This is a genomic window from Streptomyces sp. NPDC058632, assembly GCF_042717095.1.
Lineage (GTDB): Bacteria > Actinomycetota > Actinomycetes > Streptomycetales > Streptomycetaceae > Streptomyces.
The window spans coordinates 17827-35480 of record NZ_JBHXQZ010000081.1; the positions used below are offsets into that span (position 1 = coordinate 17827).

The window sequence follows — 17654 nt, forward strand, 5'->3', positions numbered from 1 at the left end:
CCGGGGGGCCGGGGGGCGGGAGGGGCGCCGCGGGGGGGGCGGCGGGGGCGGGGGCCGCCCTGCCGGCGCCCGGGGGGGGGGGGCCCCGCCCGCGGCCCGCCGGGCGGGCACCGCCCGGCCGGCCCTCGGCGCGGGTGCACGGGTGTACCCCCTACGGGCGGAAGCGCAGGATCTGCGGGTCGTGGTCGCTGATCTGGTCGTGGAACTCGGAGTTGAGGTGCACGCTGTCGTACGTGAACGCCCCGCCGCGGCGGATCGACGGGCTGATCAGGATCTGGTCCAGAACCTGGCTGTTGCCCTGGTAGACGTACGAGTAACGCTCGCTCCTCGGCAGGGACTTGACCGCCGACCAGAGAGTGCCCCGGCCCTCGAGGATCTTCGTCGTCGTGGAGAACTCGAAGTCGTTGATGTCGCCGAGGACGACGACGTCCGCGTTCTTCTGGGCGGCGAGGATCTTCGCGGTGAAGTCGTGGACCTCCTTCGCCTGGAGGTGGCGCTGCGTCTCCGAGCCGCGCGACGGCGGCTGGTACTGCGACGTCAGGGCCTGGTCGCCGCCCTTGGAGGCGAAGTGGTTGGCGACCACGACGACCGTGCGGCCGCGGAAGACGAACTCGCCGGCCAGCGGCTTGCGGCTGTCCTCGAACGCCCCGGCCTCGGGGGCGATGCGGCCGGGGGAGACCGTCAGGGCCGCCCTGCCGCGCACCTTGGTGACGCCGGTGGCCGTCGTGGCGTCGCCGCCCGCGCGGTCGGTGAAGGAGACCCGCTCCGGGTTGAAGAGGAACACCTGGCGGATGTTGCCGCCCGGCTGACCGCCGTCGGTCTTGTCGGCCGGGTCGATCCCGCGCCAGTCGTAGCGCGGGCCGCCCGCCGCCTCGATCGCGTCGATCAGCTTCGCCACCGTCAGGTCGGCGGCGACCGTGCCGTCGTCGGTGGCGCCGTTGTTGTCCTGGATCTCCTCCAGGGACACGATGTCGGGCGACTTCAGGTTGCCCACGACCGCTTCGGCGTGCGCGGCGAACGTGTCGTCGGACGGGTCGAGGTTCTCCACGTTGTACGTGGCGACCGCCAGCTCGCCGGAGCGCTGCGCGCGGGTCGACTCGCGCCGCAGGTTCCCGCTCTCGAGCGTGCCGAGTTCGCCGGCCACCAGGGTGTAGCCGCCGAACTGGTTGAAGTCCAGCGGGCCCGCGGTGGTGCCGGCGAGGGTGTCGCCGACGTTGGCGTCGGGGAAGTCCGCGGCCCGGCCCAGGGACTGGATCTGCAGGCGCCCGGTGTTCTGGGCGTCGTAGGAGCCGTAGACCGTGCCGCCGCGGTGGTTGCGGTTCTCCCACGGCTTCACCGTGACCCAGAGCTCGGTGTACGGGTCGGTGGCACCGACCACGCGGGTGTCGGAGACCTGGACGTTCATGCCCTCGAGGGACTCGTAGAAGTCCAGGGCGTAGCGGTCCGGGCGCAGCGGCAGGGTGTTGACCGAGCCGTTCCCCGCGCTGTCCCCGGCCGGGGTGTAGGCGGCGGGGACGGACCCGGCGTCGATCCTGGTCGCGGCCGGGACCGGGTTGCCGCCGGAGACGACGGTGAACGCGGCGCGGGTGATCTCCGTCAGTGCCTGGTTGCCGGAGGAGGTGCCGCCGGGGACGTACTCCGTGACCGTGCCGGAGACCGTGACGGCATCGCCGACGGCGACCCCCTGCGGGGTCGAACCCGTGTGGACGAAGACACCCTCACTGGTGGCCGGGTCGGCGTCCGGGACCGGATCCTGGATCCAGAATCCGCGGGACGAGCCGTAGGTACGGATGCCGGTGACGATTCCGGCCACATCGGTGACCTGCTGCCCGACGTACGGAGACATCCGGGTGTGGCCCTGGATGTCGTGGATGCGCACGGACTCCGCGTGCGCGGGCGAGGTGAGGACGATCGTGGACGCCGCGCACACGGCGGCGACGGTGAGCGCGGCGAGACGCGCGGACGACTTGCTCGGCAACGGATTCCCTCCGGGAACGTGATGAGTGCCGGGACGAGGGTGGAAGAACGTGCGACGTGCTGGGACGGCGGGAGCGGTTCGGGCCGGTGGGGCCGAGGGGACGTGTGGGACGGGTCGGGCAGGCGTGACGCGCGTAGAGGGTGTGGGCCCCGTGAGTCCTGCGAGTACCCCCAGGATGCCTCTGTGCATGCTGCCCGTGGGTGGCTTCTGCTCCGGTGAACAACTGTCCGCCGACTTCTACGCGCGTCAATCTCCAGCCTCGCCGGGCCACTTGTCAAGGTTTCAGCCATGTACACGGGTCGAAGCAGAGGTGAAGCGGGCGGCTCGGGTGGAAATCCGTCTAGGCTGAGCGGCTGAGTCGTAGAGGGCGCCGAGGTCAGGACCTGGGTCTTTCCGGAGGAGAACAGCCGATGTCAGACAGCTCCATGCCGCCGGCGCGGCTGCACCCCGAAGCGGAGCTGGCGCGCGAGGCACTGTCCACGCCGCTGCTGTCCCGGGCCGCCCGGCTCGCCCGCTGGGCCGGGCCCGGAACGCGGGTCGACGCCGGCGGCGGACTCGTCGACGCGCAGCTGCCCGCGGCGGCCGAGGCGCTCGGGCTGAGCGGGGAGGACGCCACCGCCGACGCCGGTGCCGCATGGCGCGTCGCCGTGGACGCCGGGCTCGTCGACGTCGTCGACGAGGAGGAGGGCACCGTCACCGCGGGCGCCGACCTGGCGCTGCTCACCGGCGGCTCGCCGCAGGACGTCCTCACCGTGTGGCTCGCCGCTCTGGAGACGGTGCTCGCCGACGCGAGCGTGCCCGACCTGGACGGGCTCGTCGACGCCCTCGCCACCGGGGACGGCTCCGGCGAACTCGACCTCTCCTCGGTCGGCTGGGACCCGGAGGCCGAGGCGGAGTTCCTCGACGAGATCCTCGGCAACCTGTATCTCCTGACCGCCGGCGAGGCGGAGCCCGTCGGCTCGCCGGTGCCGCTGCCCGCACTGGCCGCCTCCGTGATCGTCCCCGACGACATGCCGGAGCCCACCGACGACGTGCTCCAGCAGGTGTCCGACGCGATGATGCGGCTGGACGACCAGTTCCGCCTGCTGGAACCGGCCGGACTCGTGGAGTACCAGCCGGTCGACGAGGCACTGCTGGCCGAGGGTGACGAGGAGCCCGCACCGCCCCAGGACGACACCGACGTCACCCGCTACGGCGTGGTGCGGCTGACTTCGCTCGGCCTGTACGGGCTGCGCGCCCGCCTGCTGGAGGCAGGGTTCGACGCCCCGGCGGTCGGGGACCTCACGGACAAGGGCGCCGACGCGCTGCTCGACGGCACCTCCGTGTTCCCGCCGGCGGCGGCCCACGCGGAGACCGAGCAGTGGCTCGCCCGCCGCGAACCCCTCGCCGCGGCCCGGGAGCTGCTGGCCGCCGCGCGCGGCACCGACGAGAACGCGCCGCTGCGGCGGCTGCAGTGCCAGCAGGCGCTGTCACTGGTCGGCGTCTCGGCCGAGCCCGCCCTGCGGGAGGTGCTCGACGACGCGGAACTCGGCGGGCTGGCCCGGGTGTGGCTGACCGAGCACGGGGCGACGGACGTACCGCCGCCCTCCGAGGCCATGGTCTTCTGGCTGACCATCGACACGGTGGCCGCACAGCTCTCGGCCGAGGGCAACTCCGAGGAGCTGCAGGCCCTGGTGGAAGGTCTGGCCCGCCAGCACGGCGGCTTCTTCGACACGGCCTGGCGGGTGGAGCACCCGGCCACGGCGGACGTGCTGGAGGCGATGGGGCGGCTGCACCCGGACAAGGCGATCGCCAAGGCCGCACGCAAGGCCGCCTTCAAGGCGCGCTCGCGGCAGGGGGGTTGACGCGCGGCAGGGGGTGACACGCGGCAGGGGGAGCTGACCGGGCGGGCGGACGCCGTACGGCGGTCGGCCGGCAGGGCGGGCAGAGCGAGCAGGACGGGAAGCCGCGCGTGGCCCACCGAAGCGGCCGCGTGCGGCTCACCGGCGTGTTCGCGCGCGGGTTCACCGACGTGTCCGCGCTCGGTTCACCGAAGCCGCCGCCGGGGAGCCCCGCGGAGTTCAACCGGCGTTCAGACATGGGCGGAAGCGTGAGGGTGAACGAGGCCCGACCCGTCACCCCCCCCCCGCACGGCCACCCACCGTCACAGGAGGCTTCATGCCGCTCACCCGCAGGGACTTCGCCAGGACATCCGCGGTCGCCGGTGCCGGTGTCGCACTGGTGGGCAGCGTAGGCGCCCTCGCCTCCGCACCGGGCGCCCTCGCGTCCCACGATGCCGAGAGCGCGGGTGAGGAGCGGGAGGCGGCCCGGCGGCCCCACCCCGTGGTCGGCTACGGTCCTCTGGTCCCGGACCCGGCCGGCATCCTCGCCCTGCCGGCCGGCTTCACCTACCGCACCCTCACGTACACCGGGAAGACCCGGCTGGAGTCCGGCGAGTACACCCCCTCCGACCACGACGGCACCGCCGCCTTCGAGGGCCCCCGCGGCACCACCCTGCTGGTCAACAACCACGAGATCGACGGCCCGCGCGACGAGGCGGAGCACCCGGTTCCCCTCACCGAGGGCCTCGTCTACGACCCGGGCGCGCCCGGCGGCTGCACGGTCGTCGAGGTGCGCCGCGACGGCAGCGTCGCCGAGTGGGTCGGCATCGCCGGCACCGCCAACAACTGCGCGGGCGGCAGCACCCCCTGGGGCACCTGGCTCACCTGCGAGGAGAACTCCGACCGGGCCGGCGAGAACGGCATGACCAAGGACCACGGCTACGTCTTCGAGGTCGACCCCGCCGACCGGCGCGCCAACCGGGATCCCAAGCCCCTGAAGTTCTTCGGCCGGTACGACCACGAGGCCGTCGTCATCGACCCCAAGCGCGGCCACGCCTACCTCACCGAGGACGCGGACGAACCCAACGGCCTGTTCTTCCGCTGGACCCCGCCGAAGGACTTCCGCCACGGCCCCGGCCGGTTCCGCACCCTCGCGGACGACGCGGGCGTCCTCCAGGCGCCCAAGTGCTACGACTCCGGCGGCCGGTTCGTCGACGACCTCTCCCGAGCCACCCGGACCGGCACGGTGTACGGAGTCGACTGGGTGGACGTGCCCGACCGCGACGCGCGGACCGTCTCCGTGCGCGAGCAGTTCGGGGCCGGCGAGATCACCCGCGGCCGCAAGCTGGAGGGCATGTGGTGGGGCGACGGCGGGGCGTACTTCGTCTCCTCGTACGCCCGTGAGGAGAGCCCCGTTCAGCACGACGGCCAGGTCTGGTTCTACGACCCGCGGCGCCGCACCATGACCCTCAAGGTCCTGCTCGGCGTGAACCCGGACCCTTCCGAGGACGGCGCCTTCGACGGCCCCGACAACATCACCGTCTCCCCGTACGGCGGCCTGGTCATCGCCGAGGACGGCGACGGCGTGCAGCACCTGTTCGGCGCCACCGACAGCGGACGCACCTACCCCATCGCCCGCAACGACCTGAACATCGGCACCGAACAGGAGCCGGAGTTCAGCGAGTTCACCGGCGTCACCTTCTCGCCCGACGGGAAGACCCTGTACGCCAACATCCAGGAACCGGGCATCATGCTCGCCATCACGGGCCCCTGGAAGCGCCAGAGGCGCGACTGAACCCACGGCACGGAACCATTCCGCCGGGCCCGGCCCGCGGCCGTCCCCTCCCCGGGCCACGGTGCACGGTGCGGGCCGCCCGGCCGGCGGAACGTGTCATCGAGGAGGGCCCGGCCGTCCTGGGACCGTCCGGCAGGCCTGTCCTTCCCCGCGTCATGGACGGTGCGCAGCGGCGTACGCGGTTCGGGGCACGAAGGGCAGGTGAACGGCCGCGGGAAACGGGACGGAACAAGTGTCCGGCGCGGCGCGGGCGCCATGGAGGTGAGGCGCTGTCGGCAGACGGCGCCGAGCTCCGCTCGGAGACCCGTCGGCGGCGCCCGTTGCCAGCTTGGACGGATGGAATCCAAGCCCGCCCGTGAACAGCCCACGCCCGCCCACGCCACGGACCTGCAGGAGCACCGTGTGCGGCTCCGACGGAAGAAGGCCGAACCGGTGGCCGGCAAGGACATGGCCGAGACGCCCGGGGCGGGGTCCGCTCCCGGAACGGCCACCGACCCCGTGCAGGAGGGCAAGCCGATGGCCGGACCCGTCGACCTGGTGTCCCGCGGCGAGATCGGCCGCGAGCCCACCGCCCTCCACGCCCACCTGGGCGGCCGGCCGGCACTCCACGCGTACAGCGCGCTGTTCTGACCGCCCCGGGCCCTCGGTAGGGTACGGAGAGGGTTTGCCGGGGTCGGGGAAGGGCTGGGGCTGATGGTGCGGGCCAGGGCCATGCGGGCGGACGCCAGGCGCAATCACGCGCGGCTGCTGGAAGTGGCCGTCGAGGCGTTCGCCACGTACGGCGAGGGCGCCTCGCTCGACGACATAGCCAAGCGGGCAGGAGTCGGCTCCGGCACGCTCTACCGGCACTTCCCCACGCGCCGGGCACTGCTGGAGGCCGCCTACGTCGACCGCATCGACGCGATCGCCGCGCGCGCCGGCGAACTCGCCGAACGGCTGCCGCCCGGCGAGGCGCTGACCGAGTGGCTCCACGAACTCGGCACCGGGATGATCCGGATCCGAGGGCTGCGGGCCCTGCTGGGCTCCGCCGTCGGGGGCGACGGAGGTGACGGCGGCGACGCTGGTCCGGTGAACGACACCACCGACTGCTGCGAGCCCCTGAAGGGCGCGGTGGCGCGGCTGGTCGGCACGGCCCAGGAGGCGGGGGCGCTGCGCCGGGACATCGAGCCGGTCGACGTGCTGCGCCTGGCCCACGGGGTCGCCACGGCCTCGGAACTGGCGGACGGGGAGGGGACGCACATCCGCCGGTATCTGGGGCTGCTGACGGAGGGACTGCGACCGCAACAGCCGTAGCGGCCAGGGCAGTCGCAGCAGGACGGGTCCGGGTGCACCTCCGCCCTCGGGCGCACCCGGACCGGGGTTCTTACAGCGCCTGGGCGGCCGGCTTGACCATGCCCCTGACCGTGCGGGACTTCACGAAGTCGCCCATCGCGGTCATCTCCCACTCGCCGGAGAACTGACGGATCAGCTTCGCCATCATCACGCCCGTCTGCGGTTCGGCGGAGGTGAGGTCGAAGCGCACCAGTTCCTCGCCGGTGGCGGCGTCCAGGAGACGGCAGTACGCCTTGGCGACCTCGGTGAACTTCTGGCCGGAGAACGAGTTCACCGTGAAGACCAGGCCGGAGACGTCCTGGGGGAGACGGCCGAGGTCCACCGTGATCGTCTCGTCGTCCCCGCCGCCCTCGCCGGTGAGGTTGTCGCCGGAGTGCTTGATCGCGCCGTTCACGATCTGCAGCTTGCCGAAGTAGCAGCTGTCGATGTGATTGCGCTGCGGGCCGTACGCGATGACCGAGGCGTCGAGGTCGATGTCCTTGCCCCGGTACGCCGGCTCCCAGCCGAGGCCCATCCGGACCTGCGAGAGCAGCGGCCGGCCGCCCTTCATCAGGGAGACGGTCTGGTTCTTCTGGAGGCTGACCCGGCCCTTGTCCAGGTTGATCTTCCCGGTGCCCGGCGCGGGGGCGGGCGGCGCCGGGGGCGCGGCGGCGGGGGCGGGCGGCGCCTGCGGGGCGGTCGTCGGCGGGGCCGGGGGCGCCGGCGGAGGGGGAGTGGCCGGCTGCGCCGGAGCGGCGGGCTGGGCGGCCGGTTCCTCGACCGTGACGCCGAAGTCGGTGGCGATGCCGGCCAGGCCGTTGGAGTAGCCCTGGCCGACCGCGCGGGCCTTCCAGACGCCGTTGCGCAGATAGACCTCGACGATCACCAGGGCGGTCTCGTCGCCGAGGCGCGGGGGAGTGAAGGTGGCCAGGACCGCGTTGTCGTCCGCGCCCCGGATGGTGGCGGTCGGTTCGATGCCCCGGAACGTCTGGCCCTGGGCGTCGGGGCTCGCGGTGACGACGATCTTCTCGATGCCGGGCGGGACGGCCGTGGTGTCGATCGTGATGGCGTCCGGAGCGCTGCCACCGCCGGAGCGGTGGGACACGCCGGGGCCCGCGGGCTGGTTGTAGAAGATGAAGTCGTCGTCGGAGCGCACCTTGCCGTCGGCGGTGAGCAGCAGGCCCGATACGTCGAGCCGCACCGGGGCGGCGACGTCCACCGTCACGCGGGCGGTGGGGAGGGGGATGTTCGAGCCGGGGGTCATAGCTGTCATGCCGGGTGAACGAGCGAGGGTGTTTTACCGTTCCCTTACCTTGAGCCGTTCGGCGGGCCCGCGGTTCTCCTCGCGCAGGGAGGCGCCCCCGGACGGGCTGAAAACAGAGCGGGGTCCGGGGGCGAGAACCGCTACGGCACGACCACGATCTTCCTGCCGACCCCCGCCGCGAACTGCTCCAGCGCCTGCGGGTACTGGTCCAGCGGGATGCGGTCGCTGATGAAGACCTCGGGGTCCAGCACGCCGTTCGCGAAGAGTTCCGCCGCCCGCTCGTAGCTGTGCAGGACGGCCATCGATCCCGTGATCGTGATCTCCTGGTTGTAGATCCGGTACGGGTCGATCGTCACGCGGGTCGCGTAGTCGGCGACGCCGAACTGCAGGAAGGTGCCCGCCTTGGACACGCGGTCCAGGCCGTCCTGGATCGCCGCCGCGTTGCCCGTGGCGTCGATGACGAGGTCCCAGCCCTGGGGACGGTCCAGTTCGTCCGGGTTCGCCGCCGAGGCGGAGACGCCCAGCTGCCGGGCGGTCTCCAGACGGGCCGGGTTCAGATCCACCATGTCCACGCTCGCCGCGCCGGTCCGCTTGGCCAGCTCCAGCATCATCAGGCCCATCGTCCCGGAGCCGTAGATCAGGACGTGCGCGCCGAGGCGGGACTGCAGGACGTCGTAGCCGCGCACCGCGCAGGAGAGCGGCTCGATCAGGGCCGCGTCCTGGGTGCGGACGTGCTCGGGCAGTTTGACGCAGTTCGCCACCGGGGCCACCGCGTACTGGGCCGCCCCGCCCGCCGCGGTGACACCGATCGCCGCCCAGCGCTCGCACAGGTTGTTGTGGCCGGTACGGCAGTAGCGGCACTCGTAGCAGTACAGGGAGGGGTCCACGGCGACCTGGTCGCCGAGCGACACCTCGGTGACCTGGGAGCCGACGCCGACCACCTCGCCGGCGAACTCGTGCCCCGGCACGATCGGCAGTTTGGGAGCGAACTCGCCCTGCAGGATGTGCAGGTCCGTGCCGCACAGCCCGCAGGCCGCGACCTCGACGACGACCTCGCGGGGCCCTGGCGTCGGGTCCGGGACCTCGGCGACGACGGCCCGGCCCACGGACTCGATGACGGCGGCCTTCATTTCACGGCTCCCAACGACAGGCCCTGGACGAGTTTGTCCTGGGCGGCGAACCCCGCGGCGAGCACCGGCAGGGAGATGACGAGCGACGCGGCGCACACCTTGGCCAGGAACAGGCCCTGGCTGGTGATGAAGCCGGTCAGGAAGACGGGGGCGGTCTCGGCGACCACACCCGTCAGGACCCGGGCGAACAGCAGTTCGTTCCAGCTGAAGATGAAGCAGATCAGGGCCGTCGCCGCGATGCCGGGCAGCGCCATCGGGGCGATGATGCGGGCGAGTATCGTCGGCAGCCGGGCCCCGTCGATCTGGGCGGCCTCGATCACCGCGACCGGGATCTCCGAGAGGAACGAGTGCATCATCCACACGGCGATCGGCAGGTTCATGGAGGTGTAGAGCAGGACGAGCAGCCAGATGTTGTCGAGCATCCCGGCGTTCTTGGCGAACAGGTAGATCGGCAGCAGGCCCGCCACGACCGGCAGCATCTTGGTGGAGAGGAAGAAGAAGAGGACGTCCGTCCACCGCTTCACCGGCCGGACGGACAGGGCGTATGCCGCCGGGAGCGCGAGCAGCAGGACCAGGATCATCGAGGCCACGGACGCCACCGTCGAGTTGATCAGCGACGGCCAGGGGCTCGCGCCGCCGCCCGCGCCGAAGAACTCCCGGTAGCCGTCCAGGGTGAGGGCGGCGGTGAACGACGGCGGGTTGGTGGCCGCGTCCTCCTCGGAGTGGAAGGACGTCAGCGCCATCCAGGCGATCGGCAGGAAGAAGACGATGCCGGTCAGCCAGGCCACCAGGCCGAGCCCGGCTCCCTTGCGGATCCGGGTCCGCGGCCGGCCGCGGTCGGGTGCAGCGATGGTGCTCATGCGCGGGACGCCTCCTCGCGGAACAGGGACGACACGACGCGCAGGGCGAAGGTCGCGATGATGATCGAGCCGATGACCACCAGGACACCGGCGGCCGAGGCCAGACCGTTCTCGTGGGCCTGGTAGAAGGTCTGGTACACGGTGTACGGGAGGTTGGCGGTGCCCAGGCCGCCGGACGTGATCGTGAAGACCGCGTCGAAGTTCTGCACGATGTAGATCGACCCGAGCAGGGCGCCCAGTTCGAGGTAGCGGCGCAGGTGCGGCAGGGTCAGATGGCGGAAGATCTGCCAGTCGCTCGCGCCGTCCACCCGGGCCGCCTCGATCTGCTCCTGGTCCCGGCTCTGCAGGCCGGCGAGCAGGATCAGCATCATGAACGGCGTCCACTGCCACACCAGCGCGGCCTCCACCGCGAGCAGCGGTGTGCCCGAGATCCAGTCGGGCTGCGGGCCGCCGACGTAGTGCAGCAGGCCGTTGAACAGGCCGTACTCGGGGTTGTAGAGGACGTGCTTCCACAGCAGGGCCGCCGCCACCGGCACCACCAGGAACGGGGCGATGAGCAGGGTGCGGACGATGCCCCGGCCGCGGAACTTCCGGTCGAGGAGCAGGGCGAGGAGCAGTCCGAGGACCAGGCTGGTGAGGACGACCGCCACTGTCAGCAGGATCGTCGTCCACACCGACTGGCGCAGGTCGGAGTCGCCGAGGACCTCGCCGTAGTTCGCGAAGCCGGCGAACTCCCGGGCGTCGGGGTAGAGGGAGTTCCAGTCGAAGAAGGAGATCACCAGCGTCGCCACGAAGGGCAGCTGGGTCACCGCGATCATGAAGATCAGGGCGGGCAGCAGCGGGGCCCTGGTGGCCCAGCCGCGCAGCCGGTCGGAGCGCTGTCCGCCGCCGGGGCGGACGTCCGGGGCGGCCACGGGGGCCGTTGTCGTGGCGGTCATCGGCCCTCGTACTCCTCTGAGATCTCTTCGGCGAGCTGCTGGGACTTCTTCAGGGCCGACTCGACGGACTGGCGTCCGGCGATGGCCGCGCTGATCTCCTGGGAGACCTGGGTGCCGAGGTCCGTGAACTCGGGGATGCCGACGAACTGGATGCCGGGCGCGGGCCGCGGCTGCACACCCGGGTCGTCCGGGCGGGCCTGCTCGATGGCCTTCCTGGTCATCTCCTGGAAGGCCCCGGCCTCCGCGCGGTAGTCCGGGTTCTCGTAGGTGGAGGCGCGCTTGCCGGCCGGGACGTTGGACCAGCCGATCTCGTCGCCGACCAGCTGCTCGTACTCCTTGCTGGAGGCCCACGAGACGAACTTCCAGGCGTTGTCCGGGTTCCGGGAGGCGTTCTGGATGCCCCAGGCCCAGGTGTAGAGCCAGCCGGCCGACTCCGTCTTCTCCACGGGGGCGGGGGCGTAGCCCATCTTGCCCTTGACGGGGGAGTTGGCCGACTCCAGGGAGCCTGCCGCGGAGGTGGCGTCGTACCACATCGCGGTCTTGCCCTGGGTGGTGTTGTTCAGGCACTCGGCGAAGCCGGACTGGGCGGCGCCGGCCTCGCCGTGCTCGCGCACCAGGTCGACATAGAACTTCACCGCCTTCTGCCACTCCGGGGAGTCCAGGCGGGCGTTCCAGTCCTCGTCGAACCAGGTGCCGCCGAAGGTGTTCACCACGGTCGTCAGCGGTGCCATGACCTCGCCCCAGCCGGGCAGACCGCGCAGGCAGATGCCCTTCATCCCGGGCTCGGCCCCGTCGAGCTTCGCGGCGATCTCGCCCACCTCCTGCCAGGTGGGGTTGGCGGGCATCGTCAGGCCCTCCCGCTCGAGGAGGTCCTTGCGGTACATCAGGAACGAGGACTCGCCGTAGAAGGGCTGGCCGTAGAGCTTGTTGTCGTCCCCGGTGAGGGACTGGCGCATCGGTTTGAGGATGTCCTGTTCGTCGTAGTCGGGGTCCTCGTCGGTGTACGAGTCCATCTCCTTGAGCCAGCCGTTGCGGGCGTAGATCGGGATCTCGTAGTTGGACAGGGTGGCGACGTCGTACTGGCCGGCCTGGTTGGCGAAGTCCTGGCTGATCTTGTCGCGGACGTCGTTCTCCGGCAGCACGGTGAAGTTCACCTTGATGCCGGTGTCCTTGGTGAAGTGCGCGGCGGTGAGCTTCTGCAGCTCCACCATCTGGGGGTTGTTGACCATCAGGACGTTGATGGCATCACCGCCTGATCCGGCCCCGCCCGCTCCGACCCAGCAGCCGGAGAGCAGCGGGGCGAGCAGCGTCCCTGCGGCGACCGCGGCGAGTGTGGCTCGCGGCGGCCTCCGTCGGCTCTGGGTTCGCATGGATCGCTCCTGGACGTATAGGGAGGTACCGGGCGTCGCCTGGGGCGGCTCTGCCCGGGGGGGAAGTGGAACCTTGTGCTGTTAATCGATGAATCGCTGAATCGATGAACCGGTGAATCGGTGGTGCGGTGATGCGACGGGGTCCGCCGGGTCGTCGTCGGTCAGACGCGGATGACCTGGGGGCCCAGCAGGGAGTAGCGGTGGGCCTCGGCCGCCGGGAGCAGCGTGCTCGTGACGATCGCCTCCAGTGCGTCGACGTCGGCGAACCGGCAGAAGCTGACCGCCCCGAACTTGCTGTGGACGCCCGCGAACACCACGCGGCGCGAGGCTCGCATCGCCTGCGTCTTGACCTCGCTGACCGCCGGGTCGGGCGTGGTCAGACCGTGTTCGCGCGAGATGCCGTTGGCGCCGATGAACGCCAGGTCGATGACGAAACCGGAGAGCATCCTCGTCGTCCAGTGGTCGACGGTGGCGAGGGTGCCGGAGCGGACCCGGCCCCCGAGCAGCAGGACGGACACGGTGCCGGCCTCGGCGAGCGCGCCCGCGACCGGCAGGGAGGCGGTGACCACGGTGAGTGCCCGGTCCCGGGGCAGTGCCTCGGCGATGAGCTGTGGGGTGAAGCCCTCGTCGACGAACACGGTCTCCGCGTCGCCGAGCAGTTCGGCCGCCGCGTTCGCGACCCGCCGCTTCTCGGCCACGTGGCTGGTGGCACGGAAGGCGAGCGTGGTCTCGAAGGCGGCACTCTCCACGGGATAGGCGCCGCCGTGGGTGCGGCGCACCAGACCGTGGTCCTCCAGAGCGCGCAGATCCCGCCGTACGGTCTCCTTGGCCACGCCCAGATCGGCGGCGAGCGCTGTCACGTCGACCGAGCCGGTGGCGCGTGCCACCCGCACGATCTCGCGCTGGCGCTCCTCGGCCGTTCTGTCGCTCATGGCCGCACCCCTGCTTCCTGCCTTGGTTGCCCGTTCGGGCCCCGTGAGGGCCTGCAGGAATTTCTACAGCGGGTGCGCGGAGCTGACCAGGTCTGTTGCATGATCGGTCCTGCCCGTTTATGCCCGTTCGGCTCGGGAGGTGCCCTCCTCGGACCTGGGGAGGGGGCGGACGGGGCGAGGGAAGCGGGCATCGCGGATGCCCGAATGCGGCGGCAGGCGGGCCCGTTCGGTGCCCGCCCGCCGCTGTGGACGTCGATTTCCCGCCGCGCCGCCGCGCCGGTGCCGTCAGTACGGCCAGATCGGCGGATCGGTGACGAAGTGTCCGCCGAGGCGTGCCTGTGCCGGGTCGGCCGGGTCCAGTTCGCCCTGCTCGGCGACGAGCTTCGCGGCGAACGGCTCGGAGTCGTCCTGCGGGTCGTAACCGAGGGCGCGCGCGGAGGTGAGGTCCCACCACAGCCGGGTGTTGTCGGACGAGCCGTGGACGACCGTGTGGCCGACGTCCTCGGCGGTCAGGGCCGCGTGGAAGAGGCGGGCGCCGTCGGCGGGGCTCATCCACACCGAGAGCATCCGCACGCTGGTCGGCTCGGGGAAGCAGGAGCCGATGCGTACGGAGACGGTCTCCAGGCCGTGCTTGTCCCAGTACAACTGGGCGAGGTCCTCGCCGAAGCACTTGGACAGACCGTAGAAGGTGTCCGGGCGGCGTGGGGTGTCGACGGGGATGAGGGGGTCGTCGCCCCGGGGGCGCGGGGTGTATCCGACGGCGTGGTTGGAGGAGGCGAAGACGATGCGCCCCACGCCCTCCTCGCGCGCGGCCTCGTACAGGTGGTAGGTACCCTCGATGTTCGCCGCGAGGATCTTCTCGAACGGGGCTTCCAGGGAGATGCCCGCGAGATGGACGATCGCGTCGACCCCGCGGACCGCCTCGCGCACGGCCTCCCGGTCCGCCAGGTCCGCGACGATCGCGTCCGGCTCGCCCTCGATCGGCCGCAGGTCGAGCAGGCGCAGTGCGTAGCCGTAGTCCGGGAGCAGGCCCCGCATCAGGGTGCCGAGGCCGCCGGCGGCGCCGGTGAGCAGGACGGTGCGGGGAGCGGGCATCGAGGATCTCCTTGCGTCACCGGCCGTGCATGTGTGCGCACGGCATTCATATGCGTGGAAACGGTAAGGAGGCGGCCCGTTGTCCGTCAAGTATCCCCCACCCTCCTGTGAGTGAGGGGAATCGGCCGGCGTGCGACAGGTCGGCACGCTTGACCGGCGTCCCGGGAGAGCTCTAGCGTGTCATTGTTCAGAAATGTAGACATCAATCAAGAATATGGACCAGGGAGAGCTTGTGACGTCAGCCCCTCTCGTCGCCCCCCTCGCCACCCGGCTCGGCATCCCCAGCGGACCGCTGTTCTTCCCGGTCACCGCCTACGGACCCGACGGCGCCGTCGACCTCGAGACCTACCGGCTCCATGTGCGCGGCGGGGTCGAGGCCGGGGCCGCCGCCGTCTTCGCCTGCTGTGGCACCGGGGAGTTCCACGCCCTGACGCCCGAGGAGTTCGAGGCGTGCGTGCGGGTCGCCGTCGAGGCGGCCGACGGACGCGTCCCGGTCGTCGCGGGCGCCGGGTACGGTACCGGCCTCGCGGTGCGCTGGGCCGGGATCGCCGAGCGGGCCGGGGCGGACGGGCTGCTCGCCATGCCGCCCTACCTGGTGCGGGCCGGTCGGACGGGACTGGTCCGGCACTACCGCGAACTCGCCGCGGCGACCGCCCTCCCGGTGATCGTCTACCAGCGCGACAACGCCCTGTTCACGCCCGAGAGCGTCGTCGAACTGGCCCGTACCGAGGGGATCATCGGCCTCAAGGACGGTCACGGCGACCTCGACCACATGCAGCGGATCGTCAGTGCCGTACGCACCGAAGTCCCCGGCGAGTTCCTGTACTTCAACGGGCTGCCCACCGCCGAACAGACCCAGCTCGCCTACCGCGCCCTCGGCATCACCCTCTACTCGTCCGCGGTGTTCTGCTTCGTGCCCGAGATCGCCCTCGCCTGCCACCAGGCCCTGCACGCCGGCGACCGGGCCACCGTGGACCGCCTGCTCGACGGCTTCTACCGGCCCTTCGTCGAACTGCGCGACCAGGGCAGCGGATACGCCGTCTCCCTGGTCAAGGCCGGGGTACGGCTGCGCGGCCTGGACGTGGGCGAGGTCCGGCCACCGCTCGACGAACCGGCCGGGGATCATGTCAAGCAACTCGCTCGGCTGATCGAGCGGGGACTCGCACTGATCGAGGAGGCCAAGTGAGGGCATCGGCGTTCGTCTACCCCTGGGACGTCAACGGGGATCCGGAGGCCCCCGCGCGGATCGCCGGGCTCGGAGTGGCGCAGGCGACGCTCGCCTCCGCCTACCACTCCACGCGCGCGCTGACTCCCCGTCACCCGCGCCACCGTATCGTCACCGCCGAGCACGCGGCCGTGCTCTACCCGCCCGGCGCCCACTGGGCCGGCCGTACCCCGCGCCCGTACCCGTCCGGCGACTGGGCACCCGGCGACGCCTTCGGCGAGGCCGCCGACGCGCTCGCGGCCGCCGGCCTCCAGGTGCACACCTGGGTCGTGCTCGCGCACAACTCCCGCCTCGGCGCCGACCATCCGGACACCTCGGTCGTCAACGCCTACGGCGACCGTTATCCCTGGGCCCCCTGCATCGCCCAGCCCGCCACGCGCGCCTACCTCACCGCCCTGGCCGCGGAGGCCGCGGTACGGCCCGGGGCGAGCGGCACCGAACTGGAGTCCCTCGGCTGGTACGGCCTCGCCCACCTGCACGCCCACGACAAGACCGCCGGCGTCGGCCCGGGCGACGCCGGGCAGTACCTGATGTCCCTGTGCTTCTGCCCGTCCTGCCGCGAGGGCTACGGGGCCCAGGGCCTGGACGCCGGTGAACTGGCCGCGACCGTACGGGCCGTCCTGGAACCGGTGTGGCGGGGGGCGTCCTCCGGTGGGGGAGGCTGGGCGGGAGTCGAAAAGCTCCTCGGAGGGGAGACGGCGGCCGCCACGCGCGCATGGCGCGACGCGACGGCCCGCACCCTCCAGGAGACGGCGGTCCGGGCGGTCCGGGCCGCGGCCCCCGAGGGCTTCCAGGTCCTGCTGCACGCGGACCCGGTCTCCTACCACTGCGGCGCCAACGCGGGCGTCGACCCCGCGCACATCCTCTCCGTCGCCGACGGTGTGGTCGTCCCCTGCACGGGAAGCCCCGCCTCGCTGACCCCGTTCGCACAGGAGGCACGGGGGGCGGGGGAGGCGCGGGCGAACCGTCCGGACACGGTCCTCGCCGCCAACTTCACCGTCGTCTCCGGCATGGGCGGCAGCCCCGCCACCCTCGCCGCGGACGCGACCGAGGCCCGCCGCCTCGGCGCGACGGAACTGCGGCTGTATCACGCGGGACTGGCGTCGGACGATGATCTGGAACAGGTGAGCGGGGCGCTCGCCGGCCTCTGAGGCGATGAGTTCCGGGGCCGGGGCCGGTCCACCCTCCAGCAGCCGAACCACCGGCGGCGCCGTGCCCGGATCCGCTCGGGTCCGTGCTCGCGGCGCCGCGGGTGGAAACGTGAGGAGTACCCCATGACCGACCCGATCCCGATCCCGACCCCGACCCTCGACCTCGGACCGCAGACGCGGATCCTGGCGCGCCTCGCCGAGGGCGTCACCGACGGGCAGCTGACGGACGGGACACCCTGTCCGGAGTACGGGGTGCGCAACCTGCTGGGCCACCTCGCCGGGCTGTGCGTCGCCTTCCGTGACGCAGGGCGCAAGAACTTCGGCGCCACCACCGACACCAGCCCTGGCGCCGCCCTGCCGGACCTCGACCCCGGCTGGCGCGAGGACCTGCCCGTGGTGCTCGGTGAACTCGCCGAGGCGTGGCGGGACCCGGCGGCCTGGACCGGTATGACCAGGGCCGGGGGCATCGACCTGCCCGGCGAGGTGGCCGGAGCCGTGGCCACCGACGAACTGGTGATCCACGGCTGGGACCTGGCCCGCGCCACCGGCCGGGACTACGCCCCCGACCCCGCCGCACTGGAGGCCGCGCACGCCTTCCTCCTCGCCGCCGCGGCGGAACCCGGCCGGGACGGCGACGAGGGCGTCTTCGGCCCCGTCGTGCCGGTGCCGTCCGACGCCCCGCTGCTGGACCGGACGGTGGGGCTGAGCGGCCGCGATCCGGGGTGGACGCCCAAGACCTGACCGGGAGATCTCCCGAGCGGCCGGGCACCCGGGCAGGACGGGTG

At 72.2% G+C, this 17654-nt stretch carries 14 protein-coding genes and 1 pseudogene; 7 read left to right on the forward strand and 8 right to left on the reverse strand.

Annotation, left to right across the window (positions count from 1 at the left end; all coding sequences use genetic code 11):
- Nucleotides 1-151: 151 nt before the first annotated feature.
- Entirely contained in the window at nt 152-1978 is a 1827-nt protein-coding gene (locus ACFWVE_RS26515) for an endonuclease/exonuclease/phosphatase family protein (protein ID WP_384018783.1), read from the reverse strand.
- A gap of 410 nt (nt 1979-2388) precedes the next feature.
- Between ACFWVE_RS26515 and ACFWVE_RS26520 the strand changes: the two genes are divergently transcribed.
- From ACFWVE_RS26520 to ACFWVE_RS26535, 4 genes and pseudogenes are all read left to right on the forward strand, one after another.
- The gene (locus ACFWVE_RS26520; RefSeq protein ID WP_384018786.1) at nt 2389-3822 is read left to right on the forward strand and encodes a hypothetical protein; all 1434 of its coding nucleotides are present in this window, start codon (nt 2389-2391) and stop codon (nt 3820-3822) included.
- 313 nt (nt 3823-4135) lie between these two features.
- Nucleotides 4136-5593 carry an alkaline phosphatase PhoX gene (locus ACFWVE_RS26525; RefSeq protein WP_384018789.1) on the forward strand — a complete coding sequence of 486 codons (1458 nt, stop codon included), beginning with the start codon at nt 4136-4138 and terminating at the stop codon, nt 5591-5593.
- A 480-nt stretch (nt 5594-6073) separates the two neighbouring features.
- A pseudogene (locus ACFWVE_RS26530) lies at nt 6074-6223 on the forward strand (aminocyclopropane-1-carboxylate deaminase/D-cysteine desulfhydrase family protein); the annotation flags it as partial.
- A gap of 63 nt (nt 6224-6286) precedes the next feature.
- Complete coding sequence (locus tag ACFWVE_RS26535) at nt 6287-6886, forward strand: TetR/AcrR family transcriptional regulator (RefSeq protein ID WP_384018792.1); 600 nt, start codon at nt 6287-6289, stop codon at nt 6884-6886.
- Nucleotides 6887-6956: 70 nt separating this feature from the next.
- On the opposite strand, the gene ACFWVE_RS26540 is transcribed toward ACFWVE_RS26535, so the two are convergent.
- From ACFWVE_RS26540 to ACFWVE_RS26570, 7 genes are all read right to left on the reverse strand, one after another.
- Nucleotides 6957-8168, reverse strand: a complete 1212-nt coding sequence (locus ACFWVE_RS26540) for a TerD family protein (protein ID WP_384018828.1) — start codon at nt 8166-8168, stop codon at nt 6957-6959.
- 140 nt (nt 8169-8308) lie between these two features.
- A complete protein-coding gene (locus tag ACFWVE_RS26545) occupies nt 8309-9298 on the reverse strand; it encodes a zinc-dependent alcohol dehydrogenase family protein (RefSeq protein ID WP_384018795.1) in 990 nt (329 codons plus the stop codon).
- Nucleotides 9295-10158, reverse strand: a complete 864-nt coding sequence (locus tag ACFWVE_RS26550; RefSeq protein WP_384018798.1) for a carbohydrate ABC transporter permease — start codon at nt 10156-10158, stop codon at nt 9295-9297. The genes ACFWVE_RS26545 and ACFWVE_RS26550 overlap by 4 nt, the downstream gene beginning before the upstream one ends.
- Nucleotides 10155-11096, reverse strand: coding sequence for a carbohydrate ABC transporter permease (locus ACFWVE_RS26555; RefSeq protein ID WP_384018801.1), 942 nt, complete (start codon nt 11094-11096; stop codon nt 10155-10157). The genes ACFWVE_RS26550 and ACFWVE_RS26555 overlap by 4 nt, the downstream gene beginning before the upstream one ends.
- Entirely contained in the window at nt 11093-12466 is a 1374-nt protein-coding gene (locus ACFWVE_RS26560; protein ID WP_384018804.1) for an ABC transporter substrate-binding protein, read from the reverse strand. The genes ACFWVE_RS26555 and ACFWVE_RS26560 overlap by 4 nt, the downstream gene beginning before the upstream one ends.
- Nucleotides 12467-12627: 161 nt before the next feature.
- The gene (locus ACFWVE_RS26565; protein WP_384018807.1) at nt 12628-13398 is read right to left on the reverse strand and encodes a DeoR/GlpR family DNA-binding transcription regulator; all 771 of its coding nucleotides are present in this window, start codon (nt 13396-13398) and stop codon (nt 12628-12630) included.
- Nucleotides 13399-13683: 285 nt separating this feature from the next.
- Complete coding sequence (locus tag ACFWVE_RS26570) at nt 13684-14493, reverse strand: NAD-dependent epimerase/dehydratase family protein (RefSeq protein WP_384018810.1); 810 nt, start codon at nt 14491-14493, stop codon at nt 13684-13686.
- A gap of 214 nt (nt 14494-14707) precedes the next feature.
- On the opposite strand from ACFWVE_RS26570, the gene ACFWVE_RS26575 reads away from it, so the two are divergent.
- The 3 genes from ACFWVE_RS26575 (at nt 14708) to ACFWVE_RS26585 (ending at nt 17610) form a co-directional block, all read left to right on the forward strand.
- On the forward strand, nt 14708-15679 hold the full coding sequence (locus ACFWVE_RS26575) for a 5-dehydro-4-deoxyglucarate dehydratase (RefSeq protein WP_384018813.1): 972 nt from the start codon (nt 14708-14710) through the stop codon (nt 15677-15679).
- Nucleotides 15676-16869: a hypothetical protein gene (locus ACFWVE_RS26580; protein ID WP_384018816.1), complete on the forward strand. Its 1194-nt coding sequence runs from the start codon at nt 15676-15678 to the stop codon at nt 16867-16869. Before ACFWVE_RS26575 ends, ACFWVE_RS26580 begins: the two co-directional genes overlap by 4 nt.
- 123 nt (nt 16870-16992) lie before the next feature.
- Complete coding sequence (locus tag ACFWVE_RS26585) at nt 16993-17610, forward strand: TIGR03086 family metal-binding protein (RefSeq protein ID WP_384018819.1); 618 nt, start codon at nt 16993-16995, stop codon at nt 17608-17610.
- Nucleotides 17611-17654: the final 44 nt, after the last annotated feature.

What these genes read in the sequence shown, in the direction of transcription:
- ACFWVE_RS26520 (WP_384018786.1), top strand. Translation starts at nt 2,389, where the DNA reads ATGTCAGACAGCTCCATGCCGCCGGCGCGGCTGCACCCCGAAGCGGAG.
- ACFWVE_RS26525 (WP_384018789.1), top strand. Translation starts at nt 4,136, where the DNA reads ATGCCGCTCACCCGCAGGGACTTCGCCAGGACATCCGCGGTCGCCGGT.
- ACFWVE_RS26535 (WP_384018792.1), top strand. Translation starts at nt 6,287, where the DNA reads ATGGTGCGGGCCAGGGCCATGCGGGCGGACGCCAGGCGCAATCACGCG.
- ACFWVE_RS26540 (WP_384018828.1), bottom strand. Translation starts at nt 8,168, where the DNA reads ATGACCCCCGGCTCGAACATCCCCCTCCCCACCGCCCGCGTGACGGTG.
- ACFWVE_RS26545 (WP_384018795.1), bottom strand. Translation starts at nt 9,298, where the DNA reads ATGAAGGCCGCCGTCATCGAGTCCGTGGGCCGGGCCGTCGTCGCCGAG.
- ACFWVE_RS26550 (WP_384018798.1), bottom strand. Translation starts at nt 10,158, where the DNA reads ATGAGCACCATCGCTGCACCCGACCGCGGCCGGCCGCGGACCCGGATC.
- ACFWVE_RS26555 (WP_384018801.1), bottom strand. Translation starts at nt 11,096, where the DNA reads ATGACCGCCACGACAACGGCCCCCGTGGCCGCCCCGGACGTCCGCCCC.
- ACFWVE_RS26560 (WP_384018804.1), bottom strand. Translation starts at nt 12,466, where the DNA reads ATGCGAACCCAGAGCCGACGGAGGCCGCCGCGAGCCACACTCGCCGCG.
- ACFWVE_RS26565 (WP_384018807.1), bottom strand. Translation starts at nt 13,398, where the DNA reads ATGAGCGACAGAACGGCCGAGGAGCGCCAGCGCGAGATCGTGCGGGTG.
- ACFWVE_RS26570 (WP_384018810.1), bottom strand. Translation starts at nt 14,493, where the DNA reads ATGCCCGCTCCCCGCACCGTCCTGCTCACCGGCGCCGCCGGCGGCCTC.
- ACFWVE_RS26575 (WP_384018813.1), top strand. Translation starts at nt 14,708, where the DNA reads ATGGACCAGGGAGAGCTTGTGACGTCAGCCCCTCTCGTCGCCCCCCTC.
- ACFWVE_RS26585 (WP_384018819.1), top strand. Translation starts at nt 16,993, where the DNA reads ATGACCGACCCGATCCCGATCCCGACCCCGACCCTCGACCTCGGACCG.